Below are 26733 nucleotides of genomic sequence, written 5' to 3'. Positions count from 1 at the left end.
TGTATGAGTGATCGTAATAAAGGAATTCTGTTACTACTTATCTCTGCCTTTGGATTTTCGATGATGGCAGCTCTTGTGAAGTTGTCAGGTGATGTCCCTACTGTTCAAAAAACGTTCATGCGAAATATCGTTTCTGCAGTGATTGCATTTGTATTAGTCATCTACAATAAAGAACGAATCTTTGGTAAAAAAGAGAACCAGGTGTTACTACTCTCAAGATCTGCACTTGGAACGATTGGGATGGTGTTGTTTTTTTATGCCATTGACCATATGGTGTTATCAGATGCAGAGATGCTCAACAAGCTAAGCCCATTTATATTAATTATTTTTTCAGCCATTTTTCTTAAAGAAAAAGCGCAGACTTATCAAATTGTGGCAATCTTAGTTGCATTTGTCGGCACATTATTCATTATAAAACCGCAATTTTCCGTCGAGCTCATCCCCTATATCGTTGGGGTTCTCTCAGCTGTGTTTGCTGCAGGAGCCTATACCCTCTTGCGCGTACTTGGAAGTAAAGAACAGTTTTATACGGTTGTTTTTTATTTTTCCTTTTTTACAACCGTTTCTCTGCTCCCTTTTACAATCGCCTTCTATGAGCCGATCTCAACGAAACAATGGATTTATCTATTGGGCGCCGGTGGATTTGCAACAATAGGACAATTCGGATTAACGATTGCCTATAAATTTGCACCCGCCCGCGAAATTTCGATCTTCTTCTATTCTACTGTCGTGTACACAGCTGCGATTAGTATCATTTTCTTTAACCAAGTGCCCGATTGGATGAGCTTCCTCGGTTACTTTATCATTTTTGGCGCATCCTTATACATGTTTCTTAGGAATAATAAGGAAGCTAAAACTGCCGATTAATATGGGCGACTGTAGAGATACAGTCGCTTTTTTTATAGGAAGTCTATAACCTCTTCCAACTCTACAATTGACAAAACCTCCTTCCTACAATTATCATCAGGACCTCGTTTCCATATAGCTTTCATCCCAGCCGCAAGAGCCCCTTCCACGTCATTTTTAACATGATCATCAACAAAAAGACAGGATTCGATCGGTACCTGCAGCTGTTCAGCAGCCTTTTGAAAAATCCTACGATCAGGTTTTTTCATTTGTTCCTGTTCCGAAATCAGGATGACATCAAGGAAATCTTCTATATCCAAAGCTCGTATGTTCGCTGTTTGAAAGTTCGTTTGCCCGTTTGTAATAATCCCCAGCTTTATACCTTTTTTCTGGAGGATGATTAACATTTCGCACATCCCCTTAAACCCAATACATTCTTCTGAGAAAAAATTATAATAATGATCCAGCAATTTTTGATCATTGATGGTATCCATATAGTAACGAGCAACAAGCTGTTTATAGACCTGTTCCTTCGGTTGGTAGCCCCCTTCATCAAGCTCAATGAACCTCTCTAAGAATTCGTCGCGTTCTATGTATTGATGAAGAGATTGAAAAGAGTCATACTGCTTTTTCACAAAGTTTTTTAGTGACTGATCTCTATCTAACAATGTTCGATCTAAATCAAATAATACGGCTTGTATCAATGAAACACCCCATTTTCTGTTTTGTAGAAAAAACCATTTTCATTAAAAGCTGTTTTCTTTCTAAGCAGTGCCCTTAAAATGTTATAAGTAAAGGACTCAGGCATCAAGACTAAATCCTTTTGGAAAAATCATTTAATTTTGCAGCGTGCTGCCCTGTTTTCGCCAAGAAAACCTACACCTGCGACAGAATCAATAAATCAAAAGATGACCATTCTAAAAATAGATGTACGATTTAATGAGGTATTTGCGTATTTAACGCGCTTTATGCATAGATTTAGGGCCAGATATACGTATTTACCCTATTTTCCAACTCCTTCATTATTAATTATGATGACACCCCATCTGACACCGTACATGACACGGTACTGATCTTCTCAATCCCCTGAAACGACGCCTTTTTTCGGCCGAATACAAGAGCGCAAATAAAGAGAAAAATAATGTTTATAAAAAAGATTTGTAAAAGAACAGAAACACATATTCAACAAAGACATGAATAAAAAAATTTTATGAACCGGAAACGACACCAACTTCATCCCTCGTTTCGATTATTAAAGTAGACCAACCGAAACATTTCTGAAACCTTTATTGATATGACTCGACCCTTTTTATTACCAAAGAATATCTTGTCAGCTTGGCAAAGTGTAAAACGTGCTTATTATAAGGGGAACCTTAAACAACCGATTGAATGGTACATAGAACAAATTTACAAAACATCCAAATAAGCCATATTTGCGAAGGAATATGGGATGATTAAGAAAACCTTTCTCGGTTATTTTTACGGGGGCTTATTGACATAGTTAGTCTTTCACCTTCTATAACTATTGACGGTAGGTAAAATACTTATCCTTTTGACTGCTTATCGAGAACAAGACTGCTGTCACTTAACCTCCTCTTATTTAAAAAGTAGAGTTGTTACTTTTCTACCTAATTCAGCCTAACCATGGTAAAAAAATAATTTAAAACTGGGAGGGGAGTCGCCTGGAGAAAGTATTGAAACAAATTATTACTGAAATTCAATAAGTTAATGACCGTTTGGATACCTTAGAAACGGAGCAAAATAGCCTAGCGGTCGGTCAAGCTAACTTAGTGACCGGACAAGCTACTCTTGAGGTTGGACAAGCTGGCTTAGTGACTGGACTTACTATACTTGAAACTGGACAGGTTAATTTAGAGGCTGGACAAGAACGTATAGAATCAAAATTAGACAACCTGTCATCAGAAATGCACAGTCATTTCAATCATCTCGAAGAAAAGCTAGAGCAACACCAATCTGTATTCAAGGTTGTTTCTGATGAAATTCAAGGTACTAACATTGATATTGATTATTTGATTTTTAAAACAGGAAAGCACGATATTTAAAGAAAAGACTTCATTTATAACATCATCACTCTAACTTCTCCGATTAATTCTGTATTTGGCCCTTCATCCAATTTTTCTGAAGGTTTCTACGAACTAAGACTTATCTAATCCTTCACTAAAAACTGTCCAACCAAGTGTTGCCTATCCATGTTACCCTTAGGTAATTATATGATAACCTGGCATCTAGCTGCTTAAGTCCCCATGTCTCAAGCTTAATCTTATACTTAGCAGCTTTATTTAATAATCAAGACCTTTCTAATCGTTCTTCCTTCAGTTTCTAACACTTTAAACGTTAGGTTGACCCGCTCCAACACCTCTCCCTCTTCAGGGAAATCGTTAAACTCTTTTAGCAAATATCCGGCAAGAACATCCTCTTCTTCTGGAATTTCTGAATTAAAAATGGAATTTAACCGCCGAAGCGTAATTTTTCCATCACAAATGATTTCGGTATCCGTAACCTTTTCAACAATCGCTTCGCTTTCAAGGTCCATTTCATCCTCAATTTCTAGACCAATCATTGCTTCGATTATATCTTCATGTGTTAGAATTCCTTCTGTTCCACCATACTCATCCAATACGATGGCCATATGTTTTTTCTCTTTTGTCATCTTGCGGAAGACCCATTCTATCGGATGGAATTCATAGATAATCAATGGATCAGTGTAACTAAATGCTTCTAACGGTTTCCCCTGCTCTGTGGACCACGATAGCAAATACTTTGAATGGAAGACAGCCACAATATCATCAATATCTTCTTTATATACAGGATATCTTGTAAACGGATTTTGAATGACAACGTCCCTTACCACTTCAAAACTTGCCGTACTTGGAAGAGCAGTAAGCTCTACCCTTGGTGTTTTTAATACATCCTTGACATTTAAATTGTAAAAATCGAGTACGCCTTTAATACGGTGGGACTCTGCTTGATTGAACGTTCCTTCTGAGTCTGCAATATCAACCATAGTACGCAGTTCCTCTTTGGATATGGATACATCGTTTGGTTGATCCTTTGCAAGAGCTTTTGTAATTATTCCTGTAAGCCTATTAAGTACGATCGTTACCGGTTTAAAAACAACGACAAAAAATCGAATGATCGGGGATACGAGCAGTGCAATACGATCGGGGAATGCAGCTGCTACCGATTTAGGAATGACTTCAGAAAAGATGATAATCGTAACCGTTAAAATAGCAGAAGCAAGCCCTACATTAAATCCATACTGAATCGCAAGCGTTGTCACAAGCGTAGGAAGTAATATATTGGAAATATTGTTTCCAATTAGAATAGTCGTAATAAATTCACCTGGTTTAGAAACTAAATGTAAAAGTTTTTCAGCCTTTCTATCGTTGTTACCTGCCTTCGTTTGCAGTCTCATCTTATTGGTGGCTGTCAATGCCGTTTCACTTCCTGAGAAGAAAAATGAAACAAATAATAAAAATATGATCGCAATGATCACTAGGCATTTCCTCCCTTGATTATGGAAAAAATCACATAACAATATATAGTTTAATCAATGAAACGACTCGCTTTCCTGCGGCCCCACAGGACGTTTCGGTTTTAGCCGAACATCCTCTAAACAGCAAGCTTCCTCAGGCGAAGCCTTCCGGGGTCTCGCCGTTTCCCCAGCCACCCCACCTGTTTTGTGATGAACGGAGCCATTCGTATTCCGAATGAGTCTCCAATGTGTGGCATAATAACCGCGTCACAGAGAGATTTTCAGCTCTCTGATAAGAAGTTCTTCTGTCGTTTTGGGTGACTTGTGAACCTGGAGTGTTTCCGTTCTTCTCACAAACACAAGAGGTCCGGGAAATTGCGAGACTCCTGTGGGATGAACATGACAGGTGAGACCCCGGAGGACGGAGTCCGAGGAGGCTCAGCGCATGCCCACGGAAAGCGAGTGATTTGGACCTCCTTCTCCATCCAAGGAAACGGAAACCTATCTCGAGATGGAGTCTTCCAGATTACCGCCCTTACCTAATAAAAATCAAATTTCCTACTTGACTAGATTTGGGAAGGTACTTCCTTTTTTAGATTTTGAATCCCCTGGGGCACAGGGGACTTAAATTATGAAATTCATTCATTTGTATAAATTGCTTTAGAAATCTAAAAAAATAAAGTTATTTGGACTTGCCGATAAGCCATTGCTAAGAATATTATTATTCTCCTCTATTCCTTGGTGTTTTATTAAGATAAATTTAAAATCAATACTCAACATCCGTCTACCTCCTCCTCTCCTTTTTTGCCTAAGAGGGAAAGCGTGCATAAATTTAATATTTATCTACCCTTCTCAATCGAAGATAAACCACTATCACTTTAATGCAATGACCTTTATAATAGATAAGCATGAATCTATATAAGGAAAAGGTGTTTCAAATGAGTTTACTCACAGTTAATAAGTTGAGTCATGGGTTCGGGGATCGTGCGATCTTCGATGACGTTTCTTTTCGTTTATTAAAAGGAGAACATATTGGACTTATTGGCGCCAATGGCGAGGGTAAGTCTTCTTTTATGAATATCATTACAGGCAAACTAGAGCCTGATGCGGGAACTATCACATGGTCCAAACACGCACGTATCGGTTACTTGGATCAGCATGCTGATTTAAAGCCAGGTATGACAATTCGAGATGTACTCAGGACAGCTTTTCAATATCTATTTGATATGGAAGCAGAAATGAACCATTTGTTTGCGAAAATGGGGGAAGCTGACCCAGAAGAACTAGAAGAACTTCTTGATGAAACCGGTCGACTTCAAGATGCCCTTACAAACAATGATTTTTACACCATTGATGCCAAAGTTGAAGAAGTTGCCAATGGTCTTGGTCTCGATGACATTGGACTTGATCGTGATGTTCACGATTTGAGTGGAGGGCAAAGAACGAAGGTTTTGCTTGCTAAGCTGCTTTTAGAGAAACCAGATATTCTGTTACTCGATGAACCAACGAACTACCTTGACGTTGAACATATAGAATGGTTAAAAAATTATTTACTTGAATACGATCACGCCTTTATTCTGATTTCCCATGACATCCCGTTTCTCAATAGTGTTGTCAATTTGATCTATCATATGGAAAACCAACAGGTTACGCGTTACCCAGGAGACCACGACGAATTCCTCCGCGTCTATGAAATGAAGAAACAACAGTTAGAATCGGCGTATAAGAAACAGCAAAAAGAAATCGCCAACTTAAAAAACTTTGTAGCAAAAAACAAGGCGAATGCGGCAACGAGTAAATTGGCTACCTCCCGTCAGAAAAAGCTCGATAAGATGGATGTCATCGAGTTAGATTCGGAAAAGCCGAAACCAACGTTTCATTTCAAACAAGCACGAACGGCCGGAAAATACTTGTTTGAAACAAACGACCTTGTCATTGGTTATGACGAACCCCTCTCCCGACCTCTTAACTTGTCAATGGAGCGCGGGCAAAAAATTGCATTATCAGGGGCGAACGGGATCGGAAAAACGACCCTTTTACGAAGTATCCTTGGTGAAATAGACCCTGTGTCTGGTTCGGCACAGTTAGGAGATTACCTTCATATCGGTTATTTTGAACAAGAATTAAAGGAAGCAACCAACAACACATGCATTCAAGAAATATGGGATGAATTTCCTCATTTCACTCACCATGAAGTACGTGCTTCTTTAGCCAGGTGTGGTTTAACCAAAAAGCACATCGAGAGTAAAGTTCAAGTGTTAAGCGGTGGCGAAAAGGCGAAGGTTCGACTCTGTAAACTAATCAATAAAGAGACCAACTTGCTCGTCCTTGATGAACCGACCAACCACCTGGATGTTGATGCCAAGGCAGAACTCAAACGTGCCTTGAACGATTACAAAGGCAGTGTGCTTTTGATCTCACACGAACCAGAGTTTTATCAAAATATTGTCACAGACGTTTGGAATTGTGAAGATTGGACCACGAGAGTATTTTAACAAAAAGGACTGCACTCTAATAAGAGGCAGTCCTTTTTGAAGTTTGGGCTAGTCTTCTTGCATAAGTAAAAATAAACAGGTGAATACTATTAATTACAATTATTTTCCATCTAATATGATGCAATGATTATATATGCAAAAGTTTTCAAGAAAGGAGGAGACCGTCATCTTTAAACAAACAAGGGGACCTATGAAAGTCATAAAAAAACAATTAAAAAAAGCGGTCAGCCAACGAACCGTTAGAGATGACCTTACCCCAGAAGAGGAAAACATCATCCAAATTATCCGCGCCATCACCCGAAAACAAAATCAAAACAATGTGACTCGAACGCAGGCCTACTTTGATTTTTATCAAGAGCATCCGGAAATTCATTGGGCATTATTGGCGCACCTGGTGTCACGTAATGCCGGCTGGAACATGACCGATCTTAAAGGAGAATATTTGCCGAAGCTTTTATCTCGGAAAGAGCAAACCGACTTTTTTTTGTTCCTGGAGCGAGGCAACTGGTTGATTTTCCAGGATGCTTATCCACAGTTATTATTATATGAAGAAAGCAAAAAACGTGGACGCCCCCTCTTTCATCTATTGTCTTCCATGGAGGTTTCCAAATTCATGGAACCGTTCTGGAATCAATTCTGGACTGAGTCTACAAAGGAAGAGCTGACGATCGCGCTAATCATCAATGAACAGCAATACATTGAAGGACGTGTGATTCAAAATAAACAATACAAGGATACAGTGTTGAATACGATTATGTTCAGGCTCCAAGATCTGTTCGAATTCAATCATATTTTGCTCCCTTATACGGACTCTGTCCAAAAAAACACCAAATTGATCGGTGGAACGGTTCACCACTTTTCATCAGTGAAGGATCGAATCAACCTTGGAAAAAGGTTATATAGTCTGCTTTTTTCCGGTCAAAACCGTTTGACACAAACCATTGAATGGACGAAATCCCATCCTCATACTGGATCCCGCAAGGACTTTTGGCCTCAACTGTTTAATAATGTGAAAGAAACAGCACCTGGGCAGATGCATGAATTGCAAAGTACTCCCTGTTCTTTAAAACATGAAGCTCAGCGGATTTACAGCCCAACACTTAGTGCCACATGGAAAGATTGGAATCACATAGATGCTGAGTCTGGTGATTGGTATAAAAATAAAAAGATGATCCATTTTGTAAAGAAGCCCGTAAAAAATTGGGGCGGGGAGATTCAGGAAAGTTACTGTAAGTCCATTGAAGAGATGGAGATAGCCGCCTCAACAAAAGCACTTTTTCCAAAAAAGGATGAGTCATGAAGTGCTGTAAACGAGGAATCCTTTTTCAAGGACTGCTGCTCAGATTAGTTTAAACTGACTTATCTTCCCTATTGTTAAATATAAGATTTATATAACTTACAGTAGTCTTGCTTTGATACCCCCTCTTCTCAACAGGGAATAGTAGGTCCTAGATGGTAATAATTAAAACAGTTGCTTTCATCCTACTCAACTGTCAAACTTAAGAGGTTAAAAGTTTTCATTGAAAGAAGGCGCAGGTGACTAACATGATTGAAATTAAAACTTCCTCACTCACGAATGACGAGTTCAATAGAGGAGTATTCGCCACACGCGATATAGCAAAACGCGAGCTTATCCATGAGGCCCCAGTTATTCCGTACCCTAACGAGGAACATGTATTCATTGAGCAAACTCGACTTGCTGATTATGCCTTTGAATATGGTGAAAACCATACAGCGTTTCTTTTGGGATATGGTATGATGTTTAACCATTCGTATAAACCTAATGCAAATTACAAGATTAACTTTGCCAATGACACGTTTGATTTCTATGCTTACACAGACATAAAAGCGGGAGAAGAGATATTAATTAACTATAACGGCTTTGTCGATAACAATGACCCATTATGGTTTAACGAATAGATAATGGTAAGATGAAAACCGCGCGGCAATCATAGTTCTTCCAAAGATCTTTAAATTCGTTGTGCTGCAAAATTTTTCAGGTCAAGTTTGACAATGGAGGAAAAAATATGACTAACGATACAAAATTACGAAAAGAAGCCATGCACATGTTAAAACTAACAAGCAGAACCTTTTACATTCCTATCAGTCTTTTGCAACCGACGTTGAAGAGGACCGTAGCCTCTGCTTATTTATGCATGCGAGCTATTGATGAAATAGAAGATCACGAAATGATAGATTCAGAAGTGAAACAACATGTATTACGCTCGGTTAGCCAGCTTTTAAAAGATGAATTTGATAACGATGCGTATGACCAATTGATACATCCATACAAGAACCTACTCCCCGAGGTAACTTTGCGCCTTGGAGATTGGATCTCCTTATGCCCCGCAGGAATCACTGAAAAAGTAAAAGATTCAACCAGCGTCATGGCAGCTGGGATGGCAGACTGGGTAAGCAAAGACTGGCATATAAAAAGTAAAGAAGATTTGGATGATTATACGTATTATGTAGCAGGATTGGTTGGCGTTATGCTCTCAGATATTTGGCAGTGGAGCGACGATATAGTGACAGACAGAGAGCTGGCTATTGCTTACGGTAGAGGTTTACAAGCCGTAAATATTTTAAGGAATCAACAGGAAGATCACGAGCGTGGTGTGAGGTTTCTTCCAGATGGTTGGAGCAGGGCAGACATGTTCACGTACGCAACAAATAATCTGAGCTTAGCAGATGAGTACATAAAGGACATAAATAACCGAAATATTCTTCTGTTTTGTAAAATCCCTCTTGCTCTAGCTAAAAAAACGCTTAAAACATTAAAGAGCGGAAGAGAAAAGATTTCTCGAGATGAGGTGGAAACGATTGTTGAGGGGATTAAGAAAGAGTGAAAAGCATGTACTCCTCTGTTGCTCGAACGAATATGATATTCTAAATAACTCTGCGTAATTAAAATGACGATAAACCAAAAGTAAGCCCGTCCTAGAGACGGGCTATTGATCGATGCCTAAGGATGTCAGGGAATCGCTCAAATAAGTGTATAGATTATCACGTTTCTCCAGGATGCTTTTCCCTTTCAGGATTTCTTTTTGGGAGGGTTGAATCGACCAACACCCAAATCCTTCCCTTCTCTATAGACAGCTTTAATGAAACTGATAGTCATTAAAATCATGATAACAGAGAATGGCAAAGCAGCAATAATCATTGTGTTTTGCAATGCTTGAAGACCCCCTGTATATAGTAAAGCGAGTGCTATGGCTGAAAGTAAGCAACCCCAGATTAATTTAATCGTAAGGCCAGGGTGTTGCGATCCATCAGAAGTCATCATTCCTAATACATATGTTCCTGAATCTGCAGAAGTTATAAAAAATGTGCTAATCAGTGTAATGGCGACAAGGGAGGCAACAATGCTAAATGGGTAATTAGCCAAAACCCCAAATAACGACTCCTCTGTGGCTAGAGATGAGAGTGTAGCTATCCCATTGTGTTCAAGTGAAATAGCTGTGCCGCCAAAAACCGCAAACCATAAGAACCCGATGACTGATGGAATAATTAATACCGTAAAGACAAATTCCCTAATACTGCGGCCCCGAGAAACCCGAGCAATAAATATCCCTACGAACGGTGACCATGCGATCCACCACGCCCAATAGAATACTGTCCATCCATTAATCCACCCTCTTGCCTCTTCGTTGAGCGGAGCTATCCGAAAACTCATAGCCGGAAGGTTCTGTAAGTACGTCCCGAGCGAATTTGTAAATAAATTTAATTGAAATAACGTTGGTCCGACAATGAAGACGAAACCAAACAACAGGAGCGCTATAATCATATTAGCGTTACTTAAAATTTTGATTCCTTTACCTAAACCTGACCAAGCCGAAATCATAAACAGAATTGTGACGATAGCTACAATGATAAATTGAATGACAATGTTAACGGGGATGTCGAACAAATAAGACAATCCACCATTAATCTGGACTGCGCCAAAACCAAGTGTTGTGGCTACACCTATGACTGTAGCGATGACAGCCAGAATATCAATAAGTTTCCCAAAGTTTCCCTCTGCTGCTTTTTCGCCGATTATCGGATGTAGCGTAGCACTGATAAGGCCTTTTCTTCCGTGTCTAAAATTAAAGTAAGCTAACACTAGTGCCACGATCCCATATATTGCCCATGCGTGAATTCCCCAATGAAAGAAAGTAAATCTCATGGCATCTTTAATCGCTTGATCCGTACCCGTTTCACCCGTAGGGGAACTGATCGCATAATGACTGATCGGTTCAGCTGTCCCCCAAAACACGAGCCCTATCCCCATTCCGGCGCTGAACAACATGGCAATCCAGGTGGGTCTGGTGAATTCAGGCTTTTCCCCTGGCTTACCAAGTTTAATTCTTCCCAACGGAGAAATTAAAAAGACCAAACATACGATAACGAAAAGTGTCACTACGATCAAATAGTACCAGCCCAATTTATTAGATATAAATGCTTGAACTTCAGTTGTAGTGGTTTCCAAATTCTCTGGCCACAAAATACCTAAAATAACGAGTAAGAAAATAATTCCAGCCGATATAGTGAATACAGGTGTGAATTTTTTTAGCATTATAGAAAAACTCCCTTCACCCCAAAAATTACATACTCGTCCTCCCCAACACGCCTAATTGTCTCACTGAATAACGTGGGACTAGGAGTTTGAAAATGACTTATTACGTTATTATCTTTAGAACTTTTACTTTTATTCATAAACCGTTTAGTCATAGGTCTTCACACAGCGTTGCTCAAGCTTGTTTTGGGCCAAAAAAATGAAAGCTGACCTTTTTGCTTACGAGCGTCAGCCTTCTAGTTAGTTGCTTCAGATCAATATATTTAGAAGGTGTGAAGCGTAGGTAGAGGTTGACTTGGCAGAACGAAGGCTGGGGAAAAATACTGACAGGCATATCTTTCAAACTTCTAAGCCATAATCGATGGTTCGAACCCTCATTCAACGTTCCACACATGAACTCAGTAGGAAAAGTCATCCCTTGTCAGCTTAGTGAAAAACTTTATTGTAAGTGAAACAACCGCACCAGTTTAGTTTAGGTTTAGTTAAGAAAACGTATATATTTCATTTTTTTTCACAAAATAATTTGAAATAAATGAGTGATGAAAAGAGTGAAATATTATGGAGCAAGAAGAAAAAATGAAAACTGCTGCCACAGCAATGACGAGTGATTTAAAGGTACAAACTTTTGGTGATGCAGAAAAAACGACTAAAACTTTTGAAAACATCGAGACAGTCCAAGCTATTGTTAATGATTGGAATGCAATGTCTAAAAAATCCGCTCATCTTACAATTGAACAATACGGTCCTCCAAACGAAGCCACTGAAAGCAGACTAATTTGGTATAACAATGGACCTTGGAAGCGAACCATTGTCTATCGTGACGAGATTCCTCACGATTTTCCACAACCACATACCGATGTGATCGAAAATTTATATTAACTACTCCGTTCCAACAGACATGTTTAGTGAATTAGCCAAATTTGATGGAAGTGTCGTTGTTGAACGTACAAGAGGTGAAGTGTCTTCCCGTTGTGATATGGAAGCCGCAAATATTCTCGCCCTCAACTTAATGAATGATATTGTGACAGGTAAGTTAAGCGCTGACGAAGCCCGTGATAAATATTGTGAAGTGACTTCTGCTTTTATGATGAATAGACCAGCATCTTATGCTGAGAAACTTCAATTCGATGTTTCGAAACAAGAAAAATATGATACAGACGTTGTGATGATTGCTGACGAAATGGTGGAACAAGCCAAAGAAAAAATCAACGATGTGATCGATGATAATATGGATAAGAAAAGACTTCATTAAAAATATAAGCTCTCTAAAAGCTGTCTAAAGACAGCTTTTATTTTTTACTAAGATCCCGATCAAAAAGTTTCGTACTGCTTAACCTCTTCCGCTAAAATAGAATATAATTTTAAGTCTTGGAACTCCCTTTAGCAAACATCCCTTTGCGTATTATGCCTTCAAATGACATACCAACCTTCTCCATCACTCTTTGAGAACCTATATTATCAACAAAACATCTGGCTTGAATTCGTTCTAATCCAAGCTCCCTAAATCCGAAATCAATTAATTTCTTTGCAGCTTCTGTTGTCAGTCCATGCCCCAATGATCCTTTGAGAGCACATATCCAATTTCTGCATTCTTATGTTTTGAATTTAAAGTTACAAAATCAATGGTGCCTACAAGTTTTCCAGTAGACTTTAATTGCATACCCCATATCGCTTTTTTGTGTTCCCTATACCCATTTAATATAAATTCCACAAATTCCTTTGTGTCCTCAATAGAGTGGTGTGTGTCCCACCCCACTTTTTGGGATACATATGGGTTAGACCCATAAGAATAAATATGCTCTATGTCATTTTTATTTATCTTTCTAAGAATTAATTGATCTGTTTCTAATTTAGGCAAACTTTCAAAAACGGTAAACAAATCCAATTTATTCTCCCCCTTTTAACAAAAAGACGACCAGGCCGGCCGTCTTTTAGCTTTATTTCCTAATTTTATTTAATTTCGTTAACGTCTCCTGATATTCCTTCTCCAATTTCCCTTTATCGTCTAAAGAATCGGGCATGCTCAACCGACTGATTAATTCCGTCACTTTTGTTTCAAGAGCTAGTTGATCATAGTCCTCTTCTTGCACGGCCGGGCGATCTTGCTCGTTCATCCAATCGACCCATGTCCCTTCAAACATACGTACTGTCTCATTCTTCATCAACCATAGCTGGTCGGCAACTTTTTCAATAAATCTACGGTCGTGTGTAATAAATAAAACCGTTCCTGGATAGTCCACAATTAATTTCTCCAATGATTGAAGAGCTTCGATGTCCAGATGATTTGTTGGCTCATCCAAAATAAGCAGATTATAATCTCCTGCTAACAGTCGGGCGAGAGCTACCTTGACTCGTTCCCCTCCGCTCAATGAATAAATAGATTTAAAGACATCTTCTCGATAAAAGTGAAGCCTGGCAAGAATAATCCGAATCGTTGACTCATCGAGCGGACTTTGGTCACTAACGTACTTGTAAATGGTTGAATCTACAGGCAGTTCGGTTAAATCTTGTTGAAAATAGCCTATCTTTGCCTGAGACACCCATTTCGTTGTGTCTTCCTTCAGAATTTGGTTGACTAAGGTTGTTTTTCCACAGCCATTATCACCAATAAGTGCCGTCTTTGAACCTGTTTTCAGCGTTAACGATTCGATAGTATATAATGGTTTGTTAGGAAGTCTGGCTGTCAATTTCTCACTTGTCATCACGGTCGTTTGATGTAACGGCTCAACTTGATAATAATCCATCTTAACCTTTTCCCATTCAAATGGTTTGTCGACAGTCTCTAATCGCTCTAATCTTCGCTCCAAGTTCTTTCCTACTCGCTCCACTTTCTTCTGTTTCGCAGCTGCTTTATTTTTACCTAATTGCCATTCAGAATTACTCATTCTCTTTGGCGGCTTCCTCATCCCCTGCGATTGCTCTTGTTTTTTACGAATTCGATGCTCTAACCGTTTCTTTTCCTTCACATATTTCTCATGATCTTCATATTGCTTGGCCGTCTCCAGTTGTTTTTGTTTATGGTAAAACGTGTAATTGCCGTTATATACCTTGAGTTCTCCCTCTGCTAATTCCCAAATTGTTGTACACGTATGGTCAAGCAAAGCTCGATCATGTGATATGACGACGTATGCTCCCTGATGAGAGAGGAGCTGTTGTTCTAAATAATCAATATGGTTTAGGTCAAGGTTATTCGTTGGCTCATCAAGCAGCAAAACATCTTTGTTTGAAGCGAAAAGTTCAATGATTTTTGCTTGTGTTTGTTCCCCGCCGCTCTTTTGGGATCTCCTCTCCCCATTCAGCTGTTCCATCCAGTTGACGGACCCTTGCCATAGAACGGAGAGGTATGCCCCATCAAGCTCTCCTAATAAATACTTAATCAACATCGTTTTGCCTTGACCATTTTTTCCAACCAGGCCAATTCGGTCCCCTTTATGAATGGATAATTCATCAATTGAAAGAAGTGTCCGATCACCTATAGCATAATTTACGTTCATTGCGCGCATAAATGACATTAAAAAAACCTCCCTGTTTCGTTCCAGAGAGGATACAAAGATGCCTATTTTAAAAAGCCTACTAGTCAAGACACGACAAAGGTACGTGCTCGAAGCAATAGCCATTCGAAAGAAGGCAGACTAATCCTGTGTTCTGGAACGAGTGTATTTCATATTCTTCATACTCGTATAAAGCAACAGGATTAGTACTTCATTGCTTCAAACTTCAGTCCCTTCTATTTGAGTTGTTCTTATTATATGATGAAATTATCTAAAAGTACAGTCTATTTACAGAGAGACATTATCTATCTTGACTTTTTCGTTAAAAATGCTAATCGCAGTGGATTTTAAATAAGGTTGGAGTACAAATCTAACGAAAGTGAGTGATGAAAGATGATCCCGCCAAAACTTAAAAAAGGCGATGAAGTTCGAGTGATCTCCCCAGCAGAGAGTATGGCTATGATCGCCCATGATCAGCGCAACCTTGCCATTCGACGGTTTAAAGAAATGGGGCTTACGATTACATTTAGTCAGCATGCCTCTGTAGAGAATGCTTCGATTAAGCAGCGAGTGACTGACCTCCATGATGCTTTCAAAGATCCAAAGGTAAAAGCCATCCTAACAACAATCGGCGGCTATAATAGCAATCAACTGCTCCAGTACATTGATTATGACCTAATTGCCAACCATCCTAAGATCTTGTGCGGATTTTCAGACATTACGGCACTTTCTCATGCTATTTATGAAAAGACTGGGTTAGTCACCTACTCAGGACCTCACTTTTCAAGCTTTGGCATGGTAAAGGGGATAGAGTACACCTCCGAATATTTCCAAAAAGCACTGATGACTCAAGGCCCGCTAACCGTTCGCCCTGCGGACCATTGGAGTGATGATGAATGGTATATCGATCAGGAAAACCGTTCCTTCCACCTCCATGATGGCTATGTGGTTATGAATGAGGGCAGTGCAACAGGAACAAGCATGGGAGGTAACCTGTGTACACTGAACCTTCTTCAAGGAACAGATTATATGCCTTCATTAGCTGGGGCCATCCTATTTATTGAAGACGACTTATTAACAAACACCCCCACCTTTGACCGTGATTTACAATCACTGATCCATCAGCCAGAATTTAGTCAAGTTCGGGGCGTGGTGATTGGCCGTTTTCAGAAGGGCTCAAAGGTTACACTGCAAGACTTAAAGCAAATCATAGCCTCGAAGCAGGAACTTACTAACTTACCTATTGTTGCCGAAGCCAGCTTTGGACATACGACCCCACGGTTCACTTTTCCTATTGGGGGAACAGTATCGCTTGAAGCAAAAGTTAATAGGGTCACCATTACTTTTACAAGCCATTAGTCATGCATTAAGGCAGGACCTGAGTTGCTTATTGACTCAGGCCTTACTTTCAATTAGGTCATAAAGCTTATATACCTTACCACTTTCAATGGAAGAATAATCGTTCAATAAATCCATCAGTACAGCGGCAACGGTTTTAGGAGAATTCAGCTGTCCTTCCTCCTTTAAAGCCTTAAACTTATCAAGATCCGCAAACGCAGATTCCTTGGATGAACGAATTTCTTTTTGCATATCCGTATCTACCACACCAGGGCTATAGGCAATGATTTTGTGTTCCTTATCAGCCATCTCCTGTTCAAGGGCCGTTGTTTCAGTAAATCGATTAATAGCAGCCTTTGAACTGCTGTAAACACTCCACCCGTGAACAGACCGTTCGGCTGCACCTGAGGTAATATTGATGATAGCCGTTGTTATGCTATGGTCATTTGCTTCTTTCAGTAAATGATTAACAAACATCATGGGTGCTGTAACGTTGATCATCATATGTTTACTTACATCTTGTAAATGAAAATTCCCTACAGTCTCAATTGGTTCAATCACACCGGCATTATTAACGAGATAAATAAAGTGGGTGTCGTTATGTGTCACTTGTTTCACCACTTGCTCGATTCCCTTCTCCAGCTGAGAAGGATCACTCAAGTCACAGCCAACATGTGTATAATTTCCATCGTATTTTTCGGCAAGTTTACTAAGTTCCTTATTTGAATGTCGGGAGACACCGATAACATGAATCGATTTTCCTAAAAACTGTTCAGCTATGGCTTCTCCAAGTCCTCTGGAATCTCCTGTTACGATTGCGTATTGCATGTATAGCCCTCCTCGTTATTTATCTTTTGTTAACGTTTCCTTCTATCCTTTTTCAAAAACATCCTTCCTTTACAACAACCAAGTCAACGTATATGATTAATAAAGTACAAGTCAGACTGAAGGTGTCAACTATGAAGTACGTTTATTTGTTTATAATTTATGCCTTAGGGTTAGTGGTGTCAAGCCTAGGACTTGCCCTAATTATAAAATCGGGCTTAGGAGTCGGTCCAGGTGATAGTGTGGCTGTGGGAATATCCAGACATACTCCGATAACAGTAGGAAACGTAATGATTATTGCCTTCGTTATACTTCTGTTAGTTAATGCCTGGCTTGAACGCAAGCGTCCTCAATTTGAATCGTTGCTCCCCATCATCATCCGTGGTCGGAGCCTTGATATCTTTCTTTATGGCACGCTGGATCAGGCAACCTTTGAACTATGGTGGTCACAATGGGGAATATTCACCCTCGGTTTAGTGGCAACAGCTGTAGGGATAGCGGTTTACTTACGAACACCGTTCCCTCGTATTCCACTCGATCATTTTATGATGATCATGAATGAGAAAACGAAACGGTCTAAAAGCTCTGTACGGATAGCAACAGAATCCGGTATGGCATTGATTGGCTTCCTTCTGGGAGCTCCTGTAGGGATCGGGACATTGATCGTCGCCATATTGTTAGGCCCGTTTATTCAAACAGCCTATCAGGGAGCACGGCCGATTGCCGCCCTTTGGAGTACATCAAAGAAAAATCAGCCCAAAAAAGCGTGAACCTCATATGGTTCACGCTTTTTCTTACTTACTTTTAAGTTCAAGATTTGTAATTCCTCGCTCCTCTAGCTCTTTGCCAATTTCCTCTTCGTACTCAACGCGTTTTGCAATCATTTCTTCCGATAATGTGTCAGGGAGCGAACCAAATTCTTTCACCAATTCTTTTTCAGATAATTTTTCAACAAGTTTATCCCAGAAACTAAACTCATCATAATCTTCTACATACTTCTGTAGCAGCTGATTTTCAAAGTCCACAGCCAAATCGTGCACGTCAAATGCTTCCTCGTATGTCACCTTATCCTCGAGTTCTGCTTCTTTAAATTTAGATAGAACGAGGTTGCGAACACCTTCAAATGATTCATCTAGCTCAAGCTGTGTTGAGTTGACCATCCACGTACCAAGAAAAACCGTTTCCACTAGCTTTTCATACTGGTCTTGACTCATTTCTAAGTTGATTTTCTTCATATCATTGCCTCCAATAGGTTTCAACCTCGACTGAATACTACGCCTTTAAGTGAGTAAACATGGATTGAGATTCTTTAATCTGTGCATCCTGCTCATATTTTTGCTGCATTTTTCTGGTAATGGGACCTACTTGCCCTTCTTGAATCAGGTTCCCGTCAACTTTGACGATCGGCATTACCTCAGCTGTACTGCTAGTCAAAAACAACTCATCTGCATGTTGTATGTCTTCAACTCGGAACGTTTCCTCCACAAAAGGGATGCCCTCATCTTTACAAAACTGTTTAATACGTGTTCGTACACATCCATGAAGAATATTTTCTTTGGCTGGGTGTGTGTACAATTTCCCATCACGAACAAAATAGGCGTTGGATGAGCTGCACTCAGTGACTTCCCCATCCTTATGTAGAATGGCTTCAAAGCAGCCTTGTTCGCTTGCTTTTTGCTTAGCGATGACGTTCGGCAGCAGGTTCAAGCTTTTAATATAGCACCAGTCCCAACGAACATCAGGGGTAGTAATTGCCGAAACCCCTTCTGCCATAAGGTCAATTTTCCTAGGCAGATCCTGTACGTAAGCATACAGGTTAGATGTTACATTTAAAGGGAAAGCATGATCCCTTGGCGCGGACCCGCGTGTGATTTGCATATAAATCTTAGCATCTTGTTGAATTTGGTTCTTTTCTAAAAGCTCATTCAACTGTTCATACATTTCGTCTTTCGAAAACGGCACCTTGAGCTTGACCGCTTCAGCTGAACGGAAGAGACGTTCAACGTGTTCCTCAATCAAATAATACCTTCCTTCGTACACCCGTATTACTTCATATATTCCATCACCAAATTGAAGACCTCTTTCCTCAAATGGATAATTCAAATCATCTTTATGAACAAATTTGGCTTCCGTTAACACATAATCATAGACACTCATCATTCCAGCCTCCTAAAGATCTTTTTACTGTTTAACGATTAGTTTACCAAAAAAACATAATCTATAGGAAGCAAAAACAAAATCCCACCAATACACTTCATTGTACCCACAATCACATGGAAATAAAACCCACCTCAGGTCATCCATTTTATGGATGACCTGAGGTGGGTTTTATTGGATTTTTACGTTACAGGTATTTCTTTTGAACTTTCTTGCCGCCGTAGTTAAAGGCTACATTCTTTCCTTCTACGATGGTTTCCATATGGACTGGGCGCCCCCATAACTGATAAATATAAGGAAGTGTTTTTTCTAAATAAGTCAAATCCAGCTCCACATCTTCAAAGTGATGCTTCAAATAAAGCTCGCCGCTCTTCATGTAATCACCGTCTTGCACAGTTAAATAAGGAAAACCACCATTCACACGCATTGTGATCAGCTGATCTCTTACCGCTTCATGATCTTTATCGGTAATCTTATATTTCTGCCCCTGTTTTTGAAATAAATACAAGTCTTCTTCTCTCGCTAACTCTTTCGTTAAATAGTTACGAATAAAGCTTTGATCAGACTCTATCTCCCGCACTTCAAAAATTTTCTCACGGCCCGATCCCGCCTCAATCCCATGTTTCATCATTTCCTCTGTAGGATTATCGTATCGCCTTTCTATATCCTCGAAAATTTTCACTCCAAGGTAATATGGATTTAATTGTGTCTTGGATGGCTGAACGACACTCGCATTTAAATTAGCAAAATCAACGACTTCATCACTCGTTAAATCCATTTCCCTTAAGATTCTCGCGTGCCAATAAGAAGCCCATCCCTCATTCATAATCTTCGTCTCAAGCTGCGGCCAAAAGTACAACATTTCTTCTCGCATCATGGTAAGAATGTCGCGCTGCCAATCATCAAGTTCACGGCTATGTTCTTCAATGAATAACAGTAAATCCTTCTCTGGTTGTGGCGGAAACTTTTTACCCTTCTTAAACTTCGGTTTTTGATCAGGTGATTCCCCTATTTTCCATATATCATCATAAGGTGTTCTTGGCTTTTGATTTCCTTGTTCCTCATCAGCTTCTTCATCAGGACTCCAGGGTAATTTCGGTCTTACAAGGGAAGGATCAATATGTTCCTGGATTGCAAGAACGGCGTCTAAAAATGCTTCTACTTCTTCCTTGCCATGGATTTTCTCATAAGCGGTAATTCGCTCAGCCGTTGCAGACATGCTCTCTACCATATCACGTTTCGTATTTTGGAAGCGTGCATTGTTTTTAAAAAAGTCGCAGTGCGCTAATACATGAGCTACAATTAATTTATTTTGGATTAAACTATTTGAATTTAATAAAAACGCATAGCAAGGATTCGAGTTAATTACAAGCTCATAAATTTTACTTAAACCAAGATCATACTGCAGCTTCATTTTGTAATATTGCTTACCAAAACTCCAGTGGGAAAAACGCGTGGGCATCCCATAAGCTCCAAAAGTATAAATGATATCGTCTGGACATACCTCGTAATGCATTGGATAAAAGTCAAGACCGAATCCCTTTGCAATATCAGTAATTTCACTAATCGCCTGTTCAAGCTTACGATGATCTTCTTGTCTCAAAAATGCCCCCTCCTTAAGCTTTACCTACATTACTATATGAGAGAACATGCATGAACATGTGATGTAACTGTCCAACTTCAGACGTTTTATCATTCAGCCTGTAGAAGGAGGTAAGCAAGCGCTTTTTCATTTATACTGAATAGAGCGACAACTTTTAGTCGAAAAATATGGAGGTTATAGGATGAAACAATTAATAGGTCAAAATTGGAAGCTTGATTCGCTCTATCCCAATCATTCCGGGAAACTGGAAGAACAACTATCAACACTAAGCCAGCAAATCGATCAACTTCATTTAAATTTAAAAAAGACTGAAACTGCTCAAGACTTTCTTCCTCTTTTCCCGATGATCGAAACAGTGATAAATGGCTGTCTTGAGGTGGATGATTTTCTGATTTGTGTATCCTCAGATGATGTGAACAACGCAAAGGCTGGTAAATTACTTAATGAAAGTACAGCAGTAAGAACACGCTTCGATGCTTTTTTATTAGAGTTGGATCATCTGCTGTCCTCCTTGTCCGAGCAAGAATGGAAAGAACTTCTTCAATATGAACAAATACAACCGGGCCAATTTTTCTTAGAAGAAAGAACGCGACTTTATAAAGATAAGCTGCCACTTAATATGGAAAAATTAATTACCACCTTGTCTACGAATGGGTTTGCCGGATGGGAGGATCATCATAATCACACGTTGGGCCGTCTAAAGGTTCCGGTTGGAGAAGATGAAACTCTATCAGCAGGGCAAGCGCTAAATAAAGTGATGTTTGCAAATGACCGTATGGTTCGTTTACAAACAAATCAGGCTTTAGAAGAGGTCTGCGAACAGAATAAAGATGCTTTTGCTACTATTCTCAACCGAATTATGGGGTTTCGGCTGGATGTTTATCAGCAGCGCGGATGGAAGGATCCACTGAAGGAACTACTAGATCAAAATCGAATCAAGCAGCAAACATTGAAAACGATGATGACTAAGATTAAGCAAAATAAAGAAATGGTGAACACGTTTTTAAAGCGTAAAGCCGAGCTAAATCAACTGTACAAATTAGCATGGCATGACTTTTTTGCACCGAGTTTCACACCTAAGAATCAGCTTACATACACAGAAGCCGTCGACTTGATTCTATACCATTTCTATAACTTCAGTGACAAATTAGGTGATTTTGCTAAGCAAGCTTTTGAAAACGGATGGGTGGAAGCTGAAGATCGAACAAATAAGGCACCTGGGGCCTTTTGTGCATCCCTCCCACTAGCAAAAGAAAGCCGTGTATTCCTAACCTTTTCAGGAAGCTACCAGGACGTCGTAACGCTTGCACACGAACTCGGGCATGCCTATCATAACTACATCCTGCATGAAGAATCAGCTTTTTCTCAGCAAACTTGCACAAGTGTGGCGGAAACAGCTTCAACATTTACGGAGAACTTAGTGCTTGATGCAGCCATCAACAAAGCTGAAAAGGAAGAGAAATTATCGTTATTAGAAATGAAAATCACCAACGGTTTAAAGTATCTGACTATGATTCCAGCGATGTTCGAATTTGAACAAAAGTTATATCAAAAGAGGCAAACCGGATTGGTCTCTGCGGATGAAATTGGTAATTTAATGGTTGAGGTGGAGCGTGATCTTTACGGAGAGACCGTTGATGAATTCGATCGATACCGTTGGATGACAGTGTCCCATTTTTATGATACGGAGCAAGCCTTTTTCAACATTCCTTATACTATAGGATATTTATTTAGTAACGGTGTCTATGCTATGTCAAAATCTCAGGGTGCAGCATTCCCTCAGCAATATGATGAACTGCTGCGCAACTCCGGATCGATGACAACAGAACAGCTGGCGAAGTATTTCTTGGATCAAGATTTAGAGGAAGGAGATTTTTGGGAGGCATCGATTCAACCGATTAGAGATGCGATTGAAGAATATTTGTTCCTGACAAAAGACCGGATACAATAAAAAAACAGGATTCTCTAACTTTGAGAATCCTGTTTTTTCCCATTATGATTGTGCATCCGGGAAGAGACGGTCAGCCATTCTTCCAAAATTACGGAAAAATCCCTGTACCGGTTCACCATTGGCAACATCATCTACATAGTTGTTCGTCAAATCAACAAAGTCTGGATTACTGGAGATATATACATTGTTAATCCCCTGATCTGTATCCTTAACTACTTGTGTGATTTGTTGTTCAAGTTCATCACTAATTTCTTGTTTCGCTTGACCATCTTGGTTATCTAAAACCGTTGCAACATAAGCATTATCGTTTGTTGTTAAAACATAAGCTTCGTTAATGCCTTCTACATTGTCTTCAATGCTTTTTGCAGCTTTATCAGCGACATCATAGTTGTGCTGGTCCGCGCCATTTCCACCATTGTTGTTGTTGCCTTGATCATTAACATTACCGCCAATGTTGTTATTCCCATTGCCATTGTTTCCTTGCTCATTGGCATCGCGATTTGCATTATTGTTGTTTCCTCGGTCATTCATGTCATCGGCCATACGTTCAAAGTTTGTATTTTGAACACCATCATTATTGCCGTTACCATTGCCTGCCTCGTCATCAGCTTGACATGCAACAAGCGATGAAGCTACGAGTAGACCAAGTGCATATGCTTTTATTTTCATGGTGTATTCCTCCTTCCAAGCTTATTCGTAGTATGTGTTGTGGAGGAACTTATATACAAAAATTGAACAGTTGTATTTTGCTGAAATGTATATTTTAGGATGACCTTAACTTCAGAATGAGTAAAAATTCCGGAATCTGGATCTTTCTCAAATGTCTAGCTTTAACATAAAAAAACAGACCTTCCTTTAGAAAGCCTGTTTTTCAATTATTCACTAAATGGCAGCAGATACCATATGTGAATAGTTACCATGTATAAAGTTAGCATAGCATTAAAAAATATAAAAAATATTGGTGTCAATTTGAAGAGTCCTCTGATTTTTGCATAACTAAACTTGAGTAATACAATGCTTGCAATAAATGCGACATAATATAGATAAAACCATATCCAACTGTTGTTTGTTTGAGCATCGATGCTCATTTCATATCCAATTCCAAATGCGATCCATACTCCTACGAATGAAAGAATCGAAATTGCAAACCAGCGTTGACGATCTTTTATGTAAAATAATGTGAGTACTGCAAAAATAAAAATAAGGATCCCGATTATCTCACTTATAACTACTATAGCCCCTTGAGCTGGTCCATTTATTGCCGTACATAAGCTAATGAGAATGAATAAACCAAACGCACTCACTCCCCCAAGGTTCATCCAAAGCCAGTGTCTTTCCGTCATGCCCTATTTCTCCTTCCATCATGATCAAGCAATCTTTTCCATATACCATCATAACAAATCTTCGACAAAAAAGAATACTGTCGAATTTTCCATATCTGAGAAGAACTTTCTGATTCATTGTTACCCTTCATGGAGACAATAAAAACAATCCTTTCTTAATAAGGTAGTTCAAAAAGTCAAGTGATTGAAGCCATAGTACCTCATCAGCTTGCGACAAACTTTTTGAACGCACATGTAAAGAAGGATGTGTTTATGACCTATGTATTATCAAGATTATGATAAAGCATTGCAATTCATGATCTGGGGACAGTGGGATGATTTACTCGTCCTTATGGTAAGGACACCGGATCATTTTCTCTCTAAAAAAATCGAGGCGTTTCTACACGCTTACCATTACCCTGGTCATGAAATAACATTGCTCCAAAGCCACGAAAACTTGCTGCACTATATCGATCACGCCCAAGCTACGACACACCCTAACCTTTATGTATAAATTTACCACCTCAGGTCATCCATTTTATGGATGACCTGAGGTGGTATTTAATGTAAATGTTACTTCATGTATTTGACGCCGAAGAGGGCGGCTTGCGTTCTGTCGTGTACTTCTAGTTTTGAGAATACATTAGACAAGTGAGTTTTTACTGTTTTTTCTGTTATAAATAGATGGTCTGCAATTTCTTTGTTGCTGCGCCCCTTCATTATCTCCTTTAAAACATCTTTCTCTCTGCGCGTAAGTTCATTCACTCGCTTTTCTTCCTCTTGTTGATGAGCACCTGTTACATGTGTCATCAACTGTGAGGCAGCTTTCTCATCAATCATCGTTTCCCCTTTATGAACCCGTCTAATGACCTCAGCCAATTTATCTGGGTCAATATCCTTCATTTGATAACCATTTACCCCTGCCTGAACAGCTGGAATAACGGTATCATAATCAGAAAAACTCGTCAGCATCACAATTTTTGTGCAGGGAAATTGTTCACGCAATTGTTTAGCTGTTTCAATTCCGTCCATCTTAGGCATCTGAATATCCAAAATTACTACATCCGCTTGGTTATTGGTCATATAATCCAGTACTTCTTCCCCGTTGGATGCCTCATATGCAACCTCAATATCTTCCTGAGTTTGAAAAAAGAACACTAATCCTTTTCGAACAACTTGATGATCATCAGCTATCAATATGTTAATCATGACCCGCTTCTCCCCTCTAACGGTATTTCTACCTTTACAACCGTGCCTTCACCTTTTTCACTTGTTACCGTAAGTCTTCCATCATATAACGCTGCCCTCTCCCTCATACCTGAGATGCCAAAGGATAAAGGATTCAATTCCCTATTAAATCCAACACCATGATCACGTATGATAAGAACAACCTCATGACGGAACTTCTGTAAGCTTACTTCCACTTCTTCTGTACCAGCATGCTTTAATACATTATGTAAAGCTTCCTGACCAATCCGTAATAATGTTTCTTCCAATGCATAAGGGATCGATTCTGTTCCCTCTGAATCAACAGAATATTTTAAGCCTATCGTTCCAGCATAAGAACTTAATTCTGCTAGCACACCTTCCTTAAGCCGGCCGCTTTTCTCTTCAGCAATCAATGCGCGCATTTCCTGAAGCGCTTGTGAAGAAATATCCTGAATATAATCCACCTGTTCTTTTAAGGAAGGGTTCGAAGCTGATAAACGGCTGGCTGCTTTTGAAGTAAGCACAATGGAGAACAGCAGCTGATTAACAGAGTCATGTAAATCCTGAGCAAATCGCGACCGTTCTTCCCTCCTGGCCATCGTTTTTTCCTTTTCAATAAGAACTAACTTCTTCCATGAAACCGTGATATATTTCTTGACCAGCTCAAAGACCTCGACCTCGGCCTTAGTGAATGTCTGTCCGCTGACATAAAATGCCTCCTGATCACTAATCACACCACATAACTTAGCTGAGGAAGCTACCGCTTTATTGGTCCATTGTACCTTTTTCTCTGGGTACAACGCTTGTAACCCGCGCTCAACAGTCCACTTTAAAGCACGTAAGTCCTGAGCATCCTGAATACTCCTTGTCAGTTCATGTGATTGCATGAGTAAAAGACTCCATTCCTCTTCTGCTTCGAACCGTTCAATCCGCTCAAGAGCTGTTCCCACCTGGAGCGCAATCGATTCTAATAAATGCAGATCCTCCGAATAACTCGATTTATTTCTCGTGGCTACATTGAAAAGACCAAAAGACCGTCCAGGTGTTTGTAATGGCACTGTAGCATGATGCGTAATGCCATCGGTGCCCTCTAAACCTTCTTCTTGTGCTTGCTCAATCCTCTTACAGGCGATGATACTCGTCGCCTTTGTAAGTCTGCCACTTTTATATCTGGATACACAGCTGCAGTCCTCCCCACACATCCTCCGTTTATTATCACGCGAAAGTGCTGGCGGAAGACCGATATCAGCAGCTAACTGAATCTCATCTTCCTTTTCAAGAAAAATCCAGCCAGCCTCAAATGCAGTCATCGAAATAAACTTCCTAAGTACATTCCCGAGTACATTTTTATTCGTCGATTCATTTAATAATTCAGCAATATTCTTTAACGTTTCTATTTGAGCTGTGGCATCATGCACGAAAGTCACCCTCTTTTTATGTAAAAA

At 39.6% G+C, this 26733-nt stretch carries 24 protein-coding genes and 1 pseudogene; 12 read left to right on the top strand and 13 right to left on the bottom strand.

Annotation, left to right across the window (positions count from 1 at the left end; all coding sequences use genetic code 11):
- The first annotated feature begins 3 nt into the window (after positions 1–3).
- Positions 4–867, top strand: a complete 864-nt coding sequence (locus MUO14_RS20115; protein ID WP_244752307.1) for a DMT family transporter — start codon at positions 4–6, stop codon at positions 865–867.
- A gap of 32 nt (positions 868–899) precedes the next feature.
- Here MUO14_RS20115 and MUO14_RS20110 read toward each other — a convergent pair whose 3' ends face one another.
- Positions 900–1550, bottom strand: a complete 651-nt coding sequence (locus tag MUO14_RS20110) for an HAD family hydrolase (protein WP_244752306.1) — start codon at positions 1548–1550, stop codon at positions 900–902.
- A gap of 1032 nt (positions 1551–2582) precedes the next feature.
- Here MUO14_RS20110 and MUO14_RS20105 point away from each other — a divergent pair.
- Positions 2583–2909 (top strand): hypothetical protein, encoded by a 327-nt coding sequence (locus MUO14_RS20105; protein ID WP_244752305.1) that lies wholly within the window; start codon positions 2583–2585, stop codon positions 2907–2909.
- Positions 2910–3142: 233 nt separating this feature from the next.
- Here MUO14_RS20105 and MUO14_RS20100 read toward each other — a convergent pair whose 3' ends face one another.
- On the bottom strand, positions 3143–4363 hold the full coding sequence (locus MUO14_RS20100; protein ID WP_244752304.1) for a hemolysin family protein: 1221 nt from the start codon (positions 4361–4363) through the stop codon (positions 3143–3145).
- 917 nt (positions 4364–5280) lie between these two features.
- Here MUO14_RS20100 and MUO14_RS20095 point away from each other — a divergent pair.
- The 4 genes from MUO14_RS20095 (at position 5281) to MUO14_RS20080 (ending at position 9683) form a co-directional block, all read left to right on the top strand.
- Positions 5281–6837 (top strand): ABC-F family ATP-binding cassette domain-containing protein, encoded by a 1557-nt coding sequence (locus MUO14_RS20095; protein ID WP_244752303.1) that lies wholly within the window; start codon positions 5281–5283, stop codon positions 6835–6837.
- Between the two features lie 190 nt (positions 6838–7027).
- Entirely contained in the window at positions 7028–8137 is a 1110-nt protein-coding gene (locus tag MUO14_RS20090; protein ID WP_244752302.1) for a DUF2515 domain-containing protein, read from the top strand.
- A 245-nt stretch (positions 8138–8382) separates the two neighbouring features.
- Positions 8383–8757 (top strand): SET domain-containing protein, encoded by a 375-nt coding sequence (locus MUO14_RS20085; protein WP_244752301.1) that lies wholly within the window; start codon positions 8383–8385, stop codon positions 8755–8757.
- Between the two features lie 107 nt (positions 8758–8864).
- Positions 8865–9683 carry a squalene/phytoene synthase family protein gene (locus MUO14_RS20080; RefSeq protein ID WP_244752300.1) on the top strand — a complete coding sequence of 273 codons (819 nt, stop codon included), beginning with the start codon at positions 8865–8867 and terminating at the stop codon, positions 9681–9683.
- A 185-nt stretch (positions 9684–9868) separates the two neighbouring features.
- On the opposite strand, the gene MUO14_RS20075 is transcribed toward MUO14_RS20080, so the two are convergent.
- Positions 9869–11392 carry a glycine betaine uptake BCCT transporter gene (locus MUO14_RS20075; protein ID WP_244752299.1) on the bottom strand — a complete coding sequence of 508 codons (1524 nt, stop codon included), beginning with the start codon at positions 11390–11392 and terminating at the stop codon, positions 9869–9871.
- 558 nt (positions 11393–11950) lie between these two features.
- Here MUO14_RS20075 and MUO14_RS20070 point away from each other — a divergent pair.
- Both MUO14_RS20070 and MUO14_RS20065 read left to right on the top strand, forming a co-directional pair.
- The gene (locus MUO14_RS20070; RefSeq protein WP_244752298.1) at positions 11951–12271 is read left to right on the top strand and encodes a hypothetical protein; all 321 of its coding nucleotides are present in this window, start codon (positions 11951–11953) and stop codon (positions 12269–12271) included.
- Between the two features lie 19 nt (positions 12272–12290).
- Positions 12291–12644: a hypothetical protein gene (locus MUO14_RS20065; protein WP_244752297.1), complete on the top strand. Its 354-nt coding sequence runs from the start codon at positions 12291–12293 to the stop codon at positions 12642–12644.
- 59 nt (positions 12645–12703) lie between these two features.
- On the opposite strand, the pseudogene MUO14_RS20060 reads toward MUO14_RS20065, so the two are convergent.
- Together MUO14_RS20060 and abc-f are read right to left on the bottom strand one after the other, a co-directional pair.
- Positions 12704–13277, bottom strand: a pseudogene (locus MUO14_RS20060) (GNAT family N-acetyltransferase).
- 52 nt (positions 13278–13329) lie between these two features.
- Positions 13330–14904: a ribosomal protection-like ABC-F family protein gene (gene abc-f, locus MUO14_RS20055; protein ID WP_244752296.1), complete on the bottom strand. Its 1575-nt coding sequence runs from the start codon at positions 14902–14904 to the stop codon at positions 13330–13332.
- A gap of 372 nt (positions 14905–15276) precedes the next feature.
- Here abc-f and MUO14_RS20050 point away from each other — a divergent pair, with 372 nt between their 5' ends.
- Positions 15277–16242: a S66 family peptidase gene (locus MUO14_RS20050; protein WP_244752295.1), complete on the top strand. Its 966-nt coding sequence runs from the start codon at positions 15277–15279 to the stop codon at positions 16240–16242.
- 36 nt (positions 16243–16278) lie between these two features.
- Here MUO14_RS20050 and MUO14_RS20045 read toward each other — a convergent pair whose 3' ends face one another.
- A complete protein-coding gene (locus MUO14_RS20045; protein WP_244752294.1) occupies positions 16279–17049 on the bottom strand; it encodes a (S)-benzoin forming benzil reductase in 771 nt (256 codons plus the stop codon).
- Between the two features lie 131 nt (positions 17050–17180).
- Here MUO14_RS20045 and MUO14_RS20040 point away from each other — a divergent pair, with 131 nt between their 5' ends.
- Positions 17181–17816, top strand: coding sequence for a YczE/YyaS/YitT family protein (locus MUO14_RS20040; protein ID WP_244752293.1), 636 nt, complete (start codon positions 17181–17183; stop codon positions 17814–17816).
- Between the two features lie 24 nt (positions 17817–17840).
- Here MUO14_RS20040 and MUO14_RS20035 read toward each other — a convergent pair whose 3' ends face one another.
- The 3 genes from MUO14_RS20035 to MUO14_RS20025 form a co-directional block, all read right to left on the bottom strand.
- On the bottom strand, positions 17841–18281 hold the full coding sequence (locus MUO14_RS20035; protein ID WP_244752292.1) for a hypothetical protein: 441 nt from the start codon (positions 18279–18281) through the stop codon (positions 17841–17843).
- A gap of 37 nt (positions 18282–18318) precedes the next feature.
- Positions 18319–19203, bottom strand: coding sequence for a D-amino-acid transaminase (dat, locus tag MUO14_RS20030; RefSeq protein WP_244752291.1), 885 nt, complete (start codon positions 19201–19203; stop codon positions 18319–18321).
- Positions 19204–19390: 187 nt separating this feature from the next.
- Entirely contained in the window at positions 19391–20806 is a 1416-nt protein-coding gene (locus MUO14_RS20025; protein ID WP_244752290.1) for a SpoVR family protein, read from the bottom strand.
- 181 nt (positions 20807–20987) lie between these two features.
- On the opposite strand from MUO14_RS20025, the gene MUO14_RS20020 reads away from it, so the two are divergent.
- The gene (locus MUO14_RS20020; protein WP_244752289.1) at positions 20988–22757 is read left to right on the top strand and encodes a M3 family oligoendopeptidase; all 1770 of its coding nucleotides are present in this window, start codon (positions 20988–20990) and stop codon (positions 22755–22757) included.
- A 42-nt stretch (positions 22758–22799) separates the two neighbouring features.
- Here MUO14_RS20020 and MUO14_RS20015 read toward each other — a convergent pair whose 3' ends face one another.
- Positions 22800–23426, bottom strand: coding sequence for a YhcN/YlaJ family sporulation lipoprotein (locus tag MUO14_RS20015; protein WP_244752288.1), 627 nt, complete (start codon positions 23424–23426; stop codon positions 22800–22802).
- A gap of 206 nt (positions 23427–23632) precedes the next feature.
- Complete coding sequence (locus MUO14_RS20010) at positions 23633–24100, bottom strand: hypothetical protein (protein ID WP_244752287.1); 468 nt, start codon at positions 24098–24100, stop codon at positions 23633–23635.
- Between the two features lie 259 nt (positions 24101–24359).
- Here MUO14_RS20010 and MUO14_RS20005 point away from each other — a divergent pair, with 259 nt between their 5' ends.
- A complete protein-coding gene (locus MUO14_RS20005; protein WP_244752286.1) occupies positions 24360–24593 on the top strand; it encodes a YhdB family protein in 234 nt (77 codons plus the stop codon).
- 59 nt (positions 24594–24652) lie between these two features.
- Here MUO14_RS20005 and MUO14_RS20000 read toward each other — a convergent pair whose 3' ends face one another.
- Both MUO14_RS20000 and MUO14_RS19995 read right to left on the bottom strand, forming a co-directional pair.
- Positions 24653–25288 (bottom strand): response regulator, encoded by a 636-nt coding sequence (locus tag MUO14_RS20000; RefSeq protein ID WP_304654198.1) that lies wholly within the window; start codon positions 25286–25288, stop codon positions 24653–24655.
- The gene (locus tag MUO14_RS19995) at positions 25285–26706 is read right to left on the bottom strand and encodes a GAF domain-containing sensor histidine kinase (protein ID WP_244752285.1); all 1422 of its coding nucleotides are present in this window, start codon (positions 26704–26706) and stop codon (positions 25285–25287) included. The genes MUO14_RS20000 and MUO14_RS19995 overlap by 4 nt, the downstream gene beginning before the upstream one ends.
- Positions 26707–26733: the final 27 nt, after the last annotated feature.

This window comes from Halobacillus shinanisalinarum (assembly GCF_022919835.1).
Lineage (GTDB): Bacteria > Bacillota > Bacilli > Bacillales > Halobacillaceae > Halobacillus_A > Halobacillus_A shinanisalinarum.
The sequence above is the reverse complement of the archived record's forward strand: the minus strand, read 5'-3'. Positions and strand labels throughout refer to the sequence as shown.